General features: G+C 69.9%; 13 protein-coding genes. 6 read left to right on the forward strand and 7 right to left on the reverse strand.

Going from position 1 to position 12228, the window contains the following annotated elements; translation table 11 throughout:
* Nucleotides 1-24: 24 nt before the first annotated feature.
* Nucleotides 25-1107: a CobW family GTP-binding protein gene (locus ACYVKL_RS34110; RefSeq protein WP_379166927.1), complete on the reverse strand. Its 1083-nt coding sequence runs from the start codon at nt 1105-1107 to the stop codon at nt 25-27.
* 61 nt (nt 1108-1168) lie between these two features.
* On the opposite strand from ACYVKL_RS34110, the gene ACYVKL_RS34115 reads away from it, so the two are divergent.
* Complete coding sequence (locus ACYVKL_RS34115; RefSeq protein ID WP_379166925.1) at nt 1169-2869, forward strand: helix-turn-helix domain-containing protein; 1701 nt, start codon at nt 1169-1171, stop codon at nt 2867-2869.
* Here the strand turns inward: ACYVKL_RS34115 and pucL are convergent.
* The gene (gene pucL / locus ACYVKL_RS34120) at nt 2851-3771 is read right to left on the reverse strand and encodes a factor-independent urate hydroxylase (protein ID WP_379166923.1); all 921 of its coding nucleotides are present in this window, start codon (nt 3769-3771) and stop codon (nt 2851-2853) included. The genes ACYVKL_RS34115 and pucL overlap by 19 nt on opposite strands.
* 158 nt (nt 3772-3929) lie before the next feature.
* Between pucL and ACYVKL_RS34125 the strand changes: the two genes are divergently transcribed.
* A complete protein-coding gene (locus tag ACYVKL_RS34125; RefSeq protein ID WP_379166920.1) occupies nt 3930-5276 on the forward strand; it encodes a nucleobase:cation symporter-2 family protein in 1347 nt (448 codons plus the stop codon).
* 69 nt (nt 5277-5345) lie between these two features.
* Here ACYVKL_RS34125 and ACYVKL_RS34130 read toward each other — a convergent pair whose 3' ends face one another.
* From ACYVKL_RS34130 to ACYVKL_RS34140, 3 genes are read right to left on the reverse strand one after another with little or no spacing between them, the layout of a single operon-like run.
* Nucleotides 5346-5765 (reverse strand): molybdenum cofactor biosynthesis protein MoaE, encoded by a 420-nt coding sequence (locus tag ACYVKL_RS34130; RefSeq protein WP_379166918.1) that lies wholly within the window; start codon nt 5763-5765, stop codon nt 5346-5348.
* Nucleotides 5758-6786 (reverse strand): bifunctional molybdenum cofactor biosynthesis protein MoaC/MoaB, encoded by a 1029-nt coding sequence (moaCB, locus tag ACYVKL_RS34135; RefSeq protein ID WP_379166916.1) that lies wholly within the window; start codon nt 6784-6786, stop codon nt 5758-5760. Before moaCB ends, ACYVKL_RS34130 begins: the two co-directional genes overlap by 8 nt.
* A gap of 33 nt (nt 6787-6819) precedes the next feature.
* Nucleotides 6820-8025 (reverse strand): molybdopterin molybdotransferase MoeA, encoded by a 1206-nt coding sequence (locus ACYVKL_RS34140; RefSeq protein WP_357193219.1) that lies wholly within the window; start codon nt 8023-8025, stop codon nt 6820-6822.
* 107 nt (nt 8026-8132) lie between these two features.
* Here ACYVKL_RS34140 and moaA point away from each other — a divergent pair, with 107 nt between their 5' ends.
* The 3 genes from moaA (at nt 8133) to ACYVKL_RS34155 (ending at nt 9915) form a co-directional block, all read left to right on the forward strand.
* Entirely contained in the window at nt 8133-9191 is a 1059-nt protein-coding gene (gene moaA, locus ACYVKL_RS34145; protein WP_379166913.1) for a GTP 3',8-cyclase MoaA, read from the forward strand.
* Entirely contained in the window at nt 9184-9426 is a 243-nt protein-coding gene (locus ACYVKL_RS34150) for a MoaD/ThiS family protein (protein WP_379166911.1), read from the forward strand. The genes moaA and ACYVKL_RS34150 overlap by 8 nt, the downstream gene beginning before the upstream one ends.
* A gap of 90 nt (nt 9427-9516) precedes the next feature.
* Nucleotides 9517-9915: a DUF1003 domain-containing protein gene (locus tag ACYVKL_RS34155; protein WP_379166909.1), complete on the forward strand. Its 399-nt coding sequence runs from the start codon at nt 9517-9519 to the stop codon at nt 9913-9915.
* A 34-nt stretch (nt 9916-9949) separates the two neighbouring features.
* Here ACYVKL_RS34155 and nadE read toward each other — a convergent pair whose 3' ends face one another.
* Together nadE and ACYVKL_RS34165 are read right to left on the reverse strand one after the other, a co-directional pair.
* Nucleotides 9950-10786 (reverse strand): ammonia-dependent NAD(+) synthetase, encoded by an 837-nt coding sequence (gene nadE, locus ACYVKL_RS34160; protein ID WP_379166907.1) that lies wholly within the window; start codon nt 10784-10786, stop codon nt 9950-9952.
* Between the two features lie 29 nt (nt 10787-10815).
* The gene (locus tag ACYVKL_RS34165; RefSeq protein WP_379167902.1) at nt 10816-11394 is read right to left on the reverse strand and encodes a TetR/AcrR family transcriptional regulator; all 579 of its coding nucleotides are present in this window, start codon (nt 11392-11394) and stop codon (nt 10816-10818) included.
* Between the two features lie 210 nt (nt 11395-11604).
* Here ACYVKL_RS34165 and ACYVKL_RS34170 point away from each other — a divergent pair, with 210 nt between their 5' ends.
* Nucleotides 11605-12171, forward strand: coding sequence for an NAD(P)H-dependent oxidoreductase (locus tag ACYVKL_RS34170; RefSeq protein WP_379166905.1), 567 nt, complete (start codon nt 11605-11607; stop codon nt 12169-12171).
* The last annotated feature ends 57 nt before the right edge of the window (nt 12172-12228 follow it).

Here is a 12228-nt window from a genome sequence, read left to right on the forward strand (position 1 = left end):
CTGCGGGCGGAACTGGAAGCCGAATCAGCTCTCGCCGACAAGCGCCTGGTCGACGTAGCGCCAGACGGGGAGGAGAGCGTGATCGTCGAGGGGGTCGGCGGCGGCGTGGACGGTGGCGCGCAGCCGGGCGGTGACGTCGTCGCCGTCGAGGCCGGAGCCGATCAGGACCAGGTTGCTGACCCGGGGCTCGTGGCGGGCCCAGCCGGTGGGCTCGAGGGTGATGTGGCGGCCGACCATGTGCAGCACGAACTTTCGCGGGTCCTCGGGGACCGCGAAGGCCAGCACGCCCTTGGCGCGGAACAGTCCTGACGGCGGATTCTCCAGCAGCGCGACGAGTTCGCGCGGGTTGAGGTCGGTGTCGGAGGTGAAGGACACGCTGTCGTAGTCGTCGTGCAGGTGCCGATGCTCGTGCGAGCAGCCGTCGTGGCAGTGGTCGCCGTGGTCGTGCGCGGTCTCGTCGAGCAGGAGTTCGTCGAAGCTGAGTTGTTCGCCGACCCGCGGGGCGCCCGCCGGCCGGTTCGGCAGGTCGAACAGCAGGCCGGGGTCGATGCGCCCGCGGCTGGTCGGGTACACCGGCACCGGTCCGACCAGCTCGGCGATCTCGGACCGGAGTCGTTCCAGCGCGTCGGCTTCGACCCGGTCGGACTTGTTCAGCACCACCAGGTCCGCCATGCGCAGGTGCGTGGTCAGTTCCGGATGCAGTTCCCGGGTCTGCGGGAAGTGCTCGGCGTCGACCACCTCGACCAGTCCGCCGTAGCGGATCCGCGGGTTGTCGCTGTTCACCACCATGCGAATCAGATTCCGCGGTTCGGCCAGCCCGCTGGCCTCCACCACGATGACGTCGATCTTCTGCTTGGGATGCGCCAGCCGATCGAACAGTCCGTCCAGTTCGCTCACGTCGACGGCACAGCACACGCACCCGTTGCCCAGCGACACCATGGCGTCGACCTGCCCCGCCACCAGCATGGCGTCGATGTTCACCGCGCCGAAGTCGTTGACCACCACCCCGATCCGCGCGTTGCGGGTGCGCAACAGCCGGTTGAGCAGCGTCGTCTTCCCGGCGCCGAGGAACCCGGCCACGATCAGTACTGGAATGCGCCGACTCACGGCGACCACCCTACCGATGTGTGATTCACCGGAAACGGGGTGGCAACAACCGGCTTCTACCGTGACGAACATTCGGACCGACCACGGGAGGTGCGCCGTGCGGGTGCGCGACATTCTCGATGCGCCGCAACTGCGCATGCGGTTGCTGCACGGGGACGAGGGGGAGCTGGATCGGCCGGTCGCGCGAGTCTGCGCGACGGATATGCCCGATCCCCGGCCGTTCGTGACGCCCGGCGCGCTGGTCTGCACCGGCCTGGTGTGGCGGCAGGCGGCCACCGACTCGGACCGCTACGTGGGCCTGCTGGCCGGGGCCGGGGTCGCCGGCGTGGTGGCCGGACAGGCGCTGCACGGCCTGGTGCCGCCGGACGTGGTCGAGGCCTGCCGCCGCCACGGCCTGCCGCTGCTGTCCGCGCCGCAGAGCGTGCCCTTCAGCCGGATCATCGAATACCTGGCCGAGCAGGCGGCCGAAGTGCGCTGGCGGCGCGTGCAATCGCGGGCCGACCGCCAGCGGAAGCTGCTCTCCGCGGTCGCCGCCGGAGCCGCGATCGAGACCCTGGTCGCGGATTTCGCCACCGAACAACAGGTCTCGGCCTGGCTGCTGACCGCGACCGGCACCGTGCTCGCGGGCACCGGCGAACTCGCCGAGACCGAGATCGACCGCATCCTCGCCACCGCCCTCACCGCACCCCGCCTGCCCGCCGTCACCGCCGGGGCCCTGCGGGTCCACCAGGTGGGCGCGGGCGATCGAATCACCGCCTGGTACTTGGTGATCCGCCCCTCCGCCCCCGAACTCGACCCCTATGGCGCCGACCTGGCCGCCGTAGCCGAGCTCTACCGCCAGCGCCGCGCCGACCGGCAGCACCTGGATTGGGAACTGGCCGACCGCTTCCCGATGCCGTTCACCGAGCAGCCCGGCCGCACCGAGTCGGCCATCGTGTGCGAGATCCACGTCGCCGAGGCCGAGCCGAAACCCGTGGCGCCGCAGCGTCGCGTGCGCCCGGGCGGTGTCGCGGGCGCCATCGACCGGGCGGGTGCGCCGGTTGCCGCGCCGGGCACCACGACGGAGGGTCGGGATTCGCGATTCGCTGTCGGCTCGGTCACCGACTCGAGTTCCACTGCCCCACACCGGTTATGGGATGGGACCGACACGGCAGCCGGATCGATGGCGGTGCGCACGGCAATGCACGATGCGCTGCCGGACCTCGTCACCGCGCTCGACCGCGAGGGCAGGCTGGTCGGCGTGACGGCCGCCCCGCAAGCCGGGGTGGCGGCGGTGGTGCGGCGGCGAATCGGTCGAATCGCCCCGGCGCTCAGCGGTATTCGACTGGCCATCGGGGTGAGCGCGCGGCAGCCGGAGGAGAGTCTGGCGGGTGCGATCGGCGCGGCGGCCGCCGCGTCCACCGCGGCCCGCGACGACAGCGGCCCGGTCGCGGTGCGGGTCGCCGACATCGATTCGGCGGTGGGCCTGCTCACCGCGGTCCCGGGCGGGCTGCAGCGGCGGTTCGCGGAACGGGTGCTGGGTCCGGTGCTGGAATACGACCGGCTGCACGGGGCCGGACTGCTGGAGACGCTGGAGACGTTCCTCGGCAGCGAGGGGTCCTGGCGGCAGGCGGCGGACCGAATGCATGTGCACCTCAATACCGTTCGCTACCGGATCGGCCGGATCGAGGAGCTGACCGGGCGCGATCTCGGGCGCATGGACGATCGGCTGGACCTGTACCTGGCGGTGCGGACGCTGTCGGGTCAGACCGCGCCGGTGTAGGCGTCCCAGGCGATCCCGGCGTCGGGTGCGCCCTCGTGCAGGACACTGGCCTGGATCAGGCCGTAGGGGCGGTCGTCGGCGTGGAACACTTCGCCGTTGTTCGGCACGCCGAAACGCCCGGTGTCGTACGCGAAGTGATGCTTGTTGGGGGCCGAGAACCGGATCTCCGCCAGGCCCGGATACGCCTCCAGCGCGGCCTTGCCCATCTCGAACAGGGTCTGCTGCAAAGCTTTCGAGTGCAGCGTCGCGAACGTCTCCACCAGTGCCGCGCGAATCCCGTGGTAGGCGGCGTCCCAGTCGCCGGGCGCGGTGGCGAAGCGCCAGCGGGCGTCGAGGCTGGTGGCCAGGATCCGGTCGTAGGCGGGTTCCAGCACGGTGAACGGATCGGTCAGGAAGCCCGCGAACTCCGAGCCCGTGGACTTGAGGATCACCAGGTCCTTGACGCCGCCGATCACCCATTCGCGGCGGTCCGCGCCGCTCCCTCCGACCGTGACGGCCGCGGTCCGCACTTCCGGCCCGACCCGCGTCCAGGTGTGGTCGTGGCCGCTGCCGCCGACCGGAACCCGCTGCCACGCATACTCTTCGATCTCGATGCGGGCCGATTCCACCGGCTCGAACTCGTCGGCGAAATGCCGGGCCAGCGCCAGCCCGTAGTCCTCGATACTGCCGTCGCCGTGACTCTTGGCATAGGTGTAGATGGTCTGCTTCTGCGAATCCGTCGGCAGCACCGAGCCCTGATCGCCGACGGTGTGCGCGTCGTCGAACGCGCCGCGCAGGCACGAGGACACGTTCAGGTCCCGGATCTCGTGGCGGGCGGTGTCGCGGTAGATCCGCACCACCCGGTTCTCGGCCTTCCCGTACTGATGCGGGCCGAGCACGATCCGGCCGCCGGTTTCGGTCATGGACGCCTCCCGTGGTCGCTGATCACTGTGCCTCACCATGACCCACCGGGACCGCCGCACACGCTGGTTCGGCGGACAAAACACCGGACGCCGGGACCGCGACGTTTGGCCGAACGGACAAAGGCCCGCGCACGGGGGACTACCTAGCGTGACGAACCATGACATCGCCACATCCCGTAGACACACGGCTGCCCTGGCATCGCCTGCTCGTGTTCGGCCTGCAGCACGTGCTGATCATGTACACCGGATGCGTCACGGTGCCTTTGGTTTTCGGTGCGGCAGCCAAGCTCGACAAGCCGACCGTCGCCCTGCTGATCAGCGCCGACCTGCTGGTCGCGGGCATCATCACCGTGGTGCAGAGCCTCGGGCTGGGGAAGCTCGCGGGTGCGCGGCTGCCGATCGTCACCGGCGCGACCTTCGTGGCCATGAGCCCGATGATCCTGATCGCCAAGGATTACGGGCTGCAGGCGATGTACGGGTCCATGCTGCTGGGCGGCGTCATCGGTATCGCGCTGGCCTGGCCGTTCGCGTCGATCGTGCGATTCTTCCCGCCGTTGGTGAGCGGCACCGTGCTGACCGTGGTCGGCATCTCGCTGATCGGGGTGGCGGGCGGCCTGATCGTGGGCAGCGATCCCAAGGCTGCGACTTTCGCCGCGCCCTCCCGGATCGCGCTGGCCGCGGCGGTGCTGGCGGTGGCGCTGGTGTGCACGGTGCTCGGGCGGGGCGTGTGGTCGCAGCTGGGCGTACTGATCGCCTTGATCGTCGGCATCGTGATCGCCATTCCCATGGGCCTGGTCAAGCTCGACGGCGTATCCCGCGCGGCGTGGCTGGGCGCCCCGCACCCGTTCCATTTCGGCGCCCCGCAGTTCCCGGTCACCGCCGTGGTGGCCATGACCATCGTGATGGCGGTGGTGTTCGCCGAGTCCACCGCCAGCATGCTGGCCCTGGGCGAGATCACCGGAAAGTCCTTGACCCGAGCCGATGTGGCGCGCGGCCTGGTCGGCGACGGTCTCTCCGCGGTGCTGGCCGGCGTGCTGAATTCCTTCGTGGACACCGTCTTCAACCAGAATGTCGGCGCGGTCGCCACCACCCGCGTGCACAGCCGCTACGTGACGGCGGTGAGCGGCGCGATCCTGGTGATCCTCGGCCTGGTGCCGCGCTTCGGCGCGCTGGTCGCCGCGGTCCCGCAGCCGGTCGTGGGCGGCGTCGGCCTGGTGCTGTTCGCGACCATCGCGGTGATCGGCGTGGACACCCTGCGCAAGGCCGATCTCACCGACCGCGTGAACCTGACCATCATCGCCGTCTCGATCGGTGTGGGCTTGGTGCCGGTCCTCACCAAGGGCATGTTCGACAAGTTCCCGTCATCGGCCCAGATCCTGCTCAACAGCGGCATCAGTCTCGCCGCGGCCACGGCCTTCACCCTGAACCTGCTCTTCAACCACTCCAGGTTGGGTGAGATCGCCCGCGGTGCAACAGCACCCGCGGCTCCAGCACACGCACCGTGAACCGGGTGGAAGCCCCGGAGTCTCGTGACAGGGGTTTCAGGGAAGCCCCTGAGAGCTACGAGAGTTGTCCTACCCGCAGGCGTTGACCCATTCGGAGAGTCCGTCGGCGAACATCTGACGCTTCCAGATCGGGACCTCGTGCTTGATGCGGTCCACCAGTTCGGCGCAGGTGGTGAAGGCCTCGGCGCGGTGCGGGGCGGCCACGGCCACGGCGATCGCGAGGTCGCCGATGGTCAGGTCGCCGACGCGGTGCACCGCGGCGACCGGCAGGCCGGAGGTCTGGGCCACCTCCTCGCACACCTTGCGCAGGAACTGTTCGGCCTGCGGGTGGGCGGAGTACTCCAGTGCCGAAACCGATTGCCCGCCATCGTGATCGCGCACCTTGCCGGTGAACACGACGACCGCCCCGTGGTGCGGACCGTCCACGGCCTGCTCGACCTCGGCCGGATTCAGCGGTTGATCGCTGATCCGGGCCAGCAGCTCACTCATGGTTGCCTCCTCCGGCCACCTGGGCCAGCAGATGTTCGAGCAGCGGTGTCAGGACGGCGATGCCGTCCTTCACCCCGCCCGGCGAACCGGGCAGATTGACGATCACGGTGCGCCCGGCTAGTCCGGCCACGCCCCGGCTCAGCGCCGCGAGCGGGAATTTCGCGGTCCCCGCCTGGCGGATGGCGTCGGCCACCCCCGGCAGTTCCCGATCCAGCAGGGCGAGCGTCGCTTCCGGGGTGGCATCGGTAGGGGAAGCCCCCGTGCCGCCGGTCGTGACGATCAGGTCCGGCTCCCGGGACAGGGCGTCCTCGAGGCCGTAGGTGATGTCGGAGTCCGCGAAGACCAGTGGTCCGCGCACCGAGAAACCCTGCGCGGCAAGCCATTCGGCGAGGACTGGGCCGGTGGTGTCGGTGCGGGTGCCGGCGGCGACACCGGTCGAGGCGACCACGACCGCGGCTGTGCGGCCCTCGCCCGCGAGCGGAGCCTTCGAGACAGCGGCCTTCTCGTGCGCCGCGTGCTTCTCGTGGTGGTGCCCGGCGTGCTGTTCGGCTTCGGGTCGCACCCAATGTCCGTGCTTGCCACCCTCTTTGGTGACCAGCCGGACCCCGTTCAGCGTGGCCGCCGGATCCACCGCCTTCACCATGTCGTGCAGCGTGAGTCCCGCGACCGCCACCGCGGTCAGCGCCTCCATCTCGACTCCGGTGGGCCCCTTGGTCTTCGCGGTGGCCTCGATGGTGATGGTGGTGTCGGTGAAGCCGAAGCTCACGTTGACCGACGACAGCGCCAGCTGATGGCACAGCGGGATGAGTTCGGAGGTCTTCTTGGCTCCGTTGATGCCGGCGATGCGGGCGGTGCTGAGCACGTCGGCCTTGGGCATGTCGTCGGCCCGGACCAGGCGGATGACGTCGGCGGTGGTCTGCAATTCACCCGCCGCGACCGCGATGCGGGCGGTGTCGGCCTTCGCGCTCACGTCGACCATGCGGGCGCGACCCTCACGGTCGACATGCGACAACTCACTCATGTCCACCACCTTGGCACAGCGGATCGGGGGTGTTCACAGCGGCCGGACCTCGACGATCGTGCCCGCGGGCACTTCGGTGACGGCGGCCGGAATGTCGATCAGCACATCGGCGTGGGCCATGGCCGCGATCAGATGCGAGCCCTGACCCGACACCAGCGCAACCCCGCCCTCGGTCAGCTTGCCGCGCAGGAACTGCCGCTTCCCGGCGGGGGAGCGGACCGCCTGCAGCAGCGGTAGTTCGGTGATCGGCAGTGCGGGCAGGCCCGCCAGCTCGCGCAGGATCGGGCGGGCGAACACCTCGAACGACACCATGGTGCTCACCGGATTCCCCGGGAAGCTCAGCACCGGCACGCCGTCGACCGTGCTCAGGCCCTGCGGGCCGCCGGGTTGCAGTGCCACCGAACCGAATTCGCCGCCCTGGGCCGACAGCACCTCCTTCACGACCTCGAAGTCGCCCATGGAGACGCCGCCGGAGGTGAACACCACGTCGGCCTGCGCCACCGCCTCGGCCAGCCGCAGCCGGAACTCGGCGTGCTCGTCGGTGGAATGCGCCACCGACACCACCTCGACGCCGTTGTCGGACAGGGCCGCGGCCAGCGCGATGCCATTGGAGTTGAAGATCTGTCCCGGCAGCAGCACCGCGCCCGCGGGGCGCAGTTCGTCGCCGGTGGTGAGGACCGCGGCCCGCACCCGCCGCGTCACCGACAGCTCGCCCAGCCCGACCGCGGCCAGCGCCGCGATGTGCCGGGGCCGCAGCAGGGTGCCCGCGGCGGCCAGCAACTGTCCGGCACGCACGTCGGTGCCGGGCTCGCGCACGAAATCGCCGGTGGCACGGCTGGTTCGGATCGTCACGGTGACGCCGTCGGATTCGGTGTGCTCGACCGGCACCACGCAGTCCGCGCCGGGCGGCACGGGCGCGCCGGTCATCACCTTCACGGCGGCGCCCGGGGGCAGGACCAGCCCCTCGGTGTTCCCGGCCGCGACCACGCCGGCCAGCGGCAGGGTCGCGGGCACGATCGCCACCGATTCGGCCGCCACCGCGTAGCCGTCCATGGCCGAGTTCCGGAACACCGGCAGATCCAGGGGCGCGGACACGTCGACCGCGAGCCGCCGGCCCAACGCGGCGGCGATCGGGACGGTCTCGGCGACCCGACCGGCCAGCGGGCGCAGCGCGTCCTCGATGCGCCGGCGATGGTCGTCGACGGGTCGGGCCGGGGCGGTCGCGTGCCGGGAACTCATAGTCGTGAGCCTATACGCGGGTGGATCCTCCAGGCCGTGACCGGCTGATCAGGGGGCCCCGCTCGTAGGAATCTACGAAGACTTGCGGACCAGGCAATAATGGTCCAATGACCGTGGTCGCGATGGGTATGCCCGCTGTGCGAACCGGGCGGCCCGACATCGACGGCCGCCCGGACACCCCCGTCCTGCTCGACCGCTTCGGCCGGGTGGCGCGGGATCTGCGGGTGTCCATCACCGAGAAGTGCTCGCTGCGCTGCACCTACTGCATGCCCGAGGAAGGCCTGCCCGCCATCCCCGCCGACGAACTGCTCGCTCCCGAGGAGATCGTGCGCCTGGTGACGCTGGCGGTGCGCGAACTCGGCGTACACGAGGTGCGTTTCACCGGCGGCGAGCCGCTCATGCGCCGCGATCTGGAACGCATCATCGCCGGATGCCATGCGGCACTGCCGGATACGCCGCTGGCCATGACCAGCAACGGCGTCGGGCTCGAGCATCGGGCCCAGGCGCTGGCCGATGCCGGACTGAAGCGCATCAATATCTCCCTCGACACCGTGGACCGGGACGGCTTCCACCGCCTGACCCGCCGCGACCGCCTCGCCTCGGTGCAGGCCGGCATTCGCGCCGCCATCGCCGCCGGGCTCACCCCGCTCAAGGTGAACGCGGTGCTGATGCGCGAAACCCTCGACGGCGCGGCCGATCTGCTGCAGTGGTGCCTGGAGGTGGGTGCGGAACTGCGGTTCATCGAGGAGATGCCGCTCGACGCCGATCACGAGTGGGCGCGCGCCAACATGATCACCGCGGCCGAACTGCTGGACGTGCTCGGCAAGCGTTTCTCCCTGGTCGAGACCGGGCGCGAGGACCCGTCCGCCCCGGCCGAACGCTGGCTGGTGGACGGCGGCCCCGCCACCGTCGGCATCATCGCCTCGGTCACCCGCAAGTTCTGCGGCGACTGCGACCGCACCCGGCTGACCGCCGACGGCCGCATCCGGTCCTGCCTGTTCAGCGATCAGGAGTACGACATTCGCGGCGCCTTGCGGTCCGGCGCGACCGACGCCGATATCGCCGCCCTGTGGCGCGGCGCCATGTGGAACAAATCGGCCGGGCACGGTATCGACGCCGCCGGCTTCGTCCCGCCCACCCGAACGATGGGAGCCATCGGTGGTTGAGGTCCGCTATTTCGCCGCGATCGCCGATGCGGTCGGCAAGGACAAGGAAACCCTGGACCTGCCGTCCGGGGCGACCATCGCGGATCTGCGCACCACGCTCTCGGCCGCCTACGGCCCCAAGCTGGACCCGATGCTCAAGGTCTGCGCCTACCTGATCGGCGACGAACTCACCCGGGACGCCGCCACACCGCTGAGCTCGCGCGTCGACGTCCTACCGCCCTTCGCCGGCGGCTAGTCATCACGCGGCGGCGCACTGCGGTGAATCGCACTGCTGGGCGCTAGTATTCGCCGGTCCCCGCACGCGCTCGCCAGGAGACCCATCCGAATGACGCACGCCCCCAAACTCCGGCACCCCGCCTTCGAGAAGGCCCAGGCCGAGCGCGCTGCCAGCGTCCAGCTGCGCGTGGCCGACTGGATCACCAAGTTCGCGGGCTCGATGAACTTCGTTTACCTGCACGCGGTCGGCTTCGCGGTCTGGATGATCGTCATCGAGAAGAGCCCTTGGCCCACCCTGACCCTGGTGGTGTCGCTGGAAGCGATCTTTCTGTCCACCTTCGTGATGATCGGCCAGAACCGCCAGGCCGACTTCCAGCAGGCCAAGGCCGATCACGATTTCCGGGAGCAGGAACTCGAACTCAAGACCAATACCGAACTGACCCGGGCGATTCACGTCATGACGGCGGAACTGCACCGCCGCCTCGTCGAGGACCAGGACCAGAAATGAGCCGCTCGCGCTGCTCGAGTCATTCGCCGGGGAGCTATTTCCACCAGGTCTCGAGCGGGGTCACCGGGACAGCGCGCTTGTGGCGCGTATTGCGGAAGATGGTCTCGAGCTTCTCGGAGACCTCGGGACCGACGGGCTTGCCCTCCAGGTAATCGTCGATCTGGGAGTACTTCATACCCAAGGCTTCTTCATCGGGAAGCGACGGGCGGTCGTCCTCCAGGTCAGCGGTGGGGACCTTCTGCCACACGCTCGGCGGCGCGCCGAGTTCCTGCAGCAGCGCCGCGCCCTGGCGCTTGGTCAGACCCGTCAGCGGGGTGATGTCCACGCCGCCGTCGCCGTATTTGGTGAAGAAGCCGGTGACGGCTTCGGCTGCGTGATCAGTACCGACGACCAGCAGGTTGAGTTGGCCCGCGATGGCGTACTGGAGGAGCATCCGCTCGCGGGCCTTGATGTTGCCGCGCACGAAGTCCCGCAGGCGGGGTTCCTCGTGGAGCTCCAGGATTCCGGTGGCGGCTTCCCCGGCGGCGGCGTCGGCACTGGGTTTGACGTTCACCACGACCGAGCGGTCCGGCTGGATGAATTCCAGGGCGATCTGGGCGTCCTGCTCATCGAACTGGACGCCGTAGGGCAGGCGGACCGCCACGAAGGTGGCGTCGCGGCCCTCGGCGCGCAGTTCCTCAACGGCCAGCTGGCAGAGCCGGCCGGCGAGGGTGGAGTCCTGGCCTCCGCTGATGCCGAGCACGAAGCCGGTCGCGGGGGTGGAACTCAGGTACTCCTTGAGGAAGTCGATGCGTCGCCGCACTTCGGTTTTCGGTTCGATCGACGGCAGGACGCCCAATTCGGCGATGATCTGTGCGCGCAGGTTCCCCATGGGCACACTCTACTGAACGGGCGTCGCGACTACCGATCGATGGGCGCGGTCACCTGCCGGACCAGGGTCTCCCAGTGGTCGCCGACCTGTTCGGGCGTGTAGCGCAGCTGCCGAATCTGGTGCAGCACCAGTCCGGCGTCGAGCGTCGCCAGCAGCGTGTCCGCGGTCAGGCCGATGTCGCCGGGGGCTCCGGCCTCCCGGAGCAGCAGGGAGACATGGGTTTTCGCGATGTTGTAGGGCGGGCCGCCGTACTGTCCGCCGATCGCGGCGTTCTTGCGGACGTCGCCTTCCACCTCGACGGTGGCCAGCCGGGCCCGGCCGTAGGCGATGAGCCGCTCGACGCCGGGCGCGCCCGGTCCCAGCGGCGGGGGCCCGAACATGTAGGCCCACTGCAGTTTCTGATCGGACTGGTCCAGCAGCGCCAGCATCAGCCCGGCTCGGTTGCCGAAGCGCCGGAAGACGGTGCCCTTGCCGACCCCGGCGAGTTTGGCGACCGCGTCCATGGTGACCGCGTCGGCGCCCTGTTCGCGGACCAGGGTCTCGGCGGCGTCGAGCAGGAGCTGGCGGTTGCGGGCGGCGTCGCTGCGTTCGTGGCTGCTGCCGGGCATGAGCAGCGGGACCGAGTGCGGCGGTGGCCGCTGGGTGCCGACGGCTTCGATCGGCAGCGCGATGTTCGGCAGTGCCGGTACGACGTCATCGGCGGACGTGTCGCGTGTCACAGGCTGTCGGCTCCTACCCGGGAATGTAAGCGGACTGAGGTCCGGTTACAGTCTATCGAAAGATCCACCGCTGAATCAGTAACCCTTGGAGTGATCATCATGTCGCAGACCCGCATCCTCGTTCTGGTCGGAAGCCTTCGCGCCGCGTCGATCAATCGCCGCCTCGCCGAGGCCGCGGTGCAGACCGCCCCCGAAGGCGTCGAGCTCTCCATCTACGAAGGCCTCGGTGACATTCCTTTCTACAACGAGGACCTCGACGTCGAGGGCCAGGTCCCGGCCGCCGCGCAGGCGCTGCGGGACGCGGTCGCCGCGTCCGACGCCACCCTGCTGGTGACCCCCGAATACAACGGCACCCTGCCGGCCGTGCTGAAGAACGCCATCGACTGGGCGTCGCGGCCGTACGGCGCGGGCGCGCTGAAGAGCCTGCCGGTCGCCGTGGTGTCGGCGTCCATCAGCCAGAACGCCGCCAAGTGGTCGCACGACGACGCCGTGAAGGCGCTCGGCGTGGCGGGCGCCGAGGTGGTCAAGGAGGCGTCGCTGAACTTCGGCGCCATCGGTTCGCGCTTCGTCGAGACCCACCCGGCCGACGACGCCGAGGCGCTGACCCAGCTGGCCGCCACCGTGCGGCTGCTGGCCGAGGATGTCAAGGCTCGGGCGAACGCCTGATCCATCCGGCGATCACCAACTGAATTCAGCGCAAGGCCACGGCTTTCGAGTCGTGGC

The organism is Nocardia tengchongensis (assembly GCF_054781395.1).

What these genes read in the sequence shown, in the direction of transcription:
- pucL (WP_379166923.1), bottom strand. Translation starts at nt 3,771, where the DNA reads ATGACCGAAACCGGCGGCCGGATCGTGCTCGGCCCGCATCAGTACGGG.
- nadE (WP_379166907.1), bottom strand. Translation starts at nt 10,786, where the DNA reads ATGGGGAACCTGCGCGCACAGATCATCGCCGAATTGGGCGTCCTGCCG.
- ACYVKL_RS34155 (WP_379166909.1), top strand. Translation starts at nt 9,517, where the DNA reads ATGACGCACGCCCCCAAACTCCGGCACCCCGCCTTCGAGAAGGCCCAG.
- ACYVKL_RS34125 (WP_379166920.1), top strand. Translation starts at nt 3,930, where the DNA reads ATGACATCGCCACATCCCGTAGACACACGGCTGCCCTGGCATCGCCTG.
- moaA (WP_379166913.1), top strand. Translation starts at nt 8,133, where the DNA reads ATGACCGTGGTCGCGATGGGTATGCCCGCTGTGCGAACCGGGCGGCCC.
- ACYVKL_RS34165 (WP_379167902.1), bottom strand. Translation starts at nt 11,394, where the DNA reads ATGCCCGGCAGCAGCCACGAACGCAGCGACGCCGCCCGCAACCGCCAG.
- ACYVKL_RS34130 (WP_379166918.1), bottom strand. Translation starts at nt 5,765, where the DNA reads ATGAGTGAGCTGCTGGCCCGGATCAGCGATCAACCGCTGAATCCGGCC.
- ACYVKL_RS34140 (WP_357193219.1), bottom strand. Translation starts at nt 8,025, where the DNA reads ATGAGTTCCCGGCACGCGACCGCCCCGGCCCGACCCGTCGACGACCAT.
- moaCB (WP_379166916.1), bottom strand. Translation starts at nt 6,786, where the DNA reads ATGAGTGAGTTGTCGCATGTCGACCGTGAGGGTCGCGCCCGCATGGTC.
- ACYVKL_RS34170 (WP_379166905.1), top strand. Translation starts at nt 11,605, where the DNA reads ATGTCGCAGACCCGCATCCTCGTTCTGGTCGGAAGCCTTCGCGCCGCG.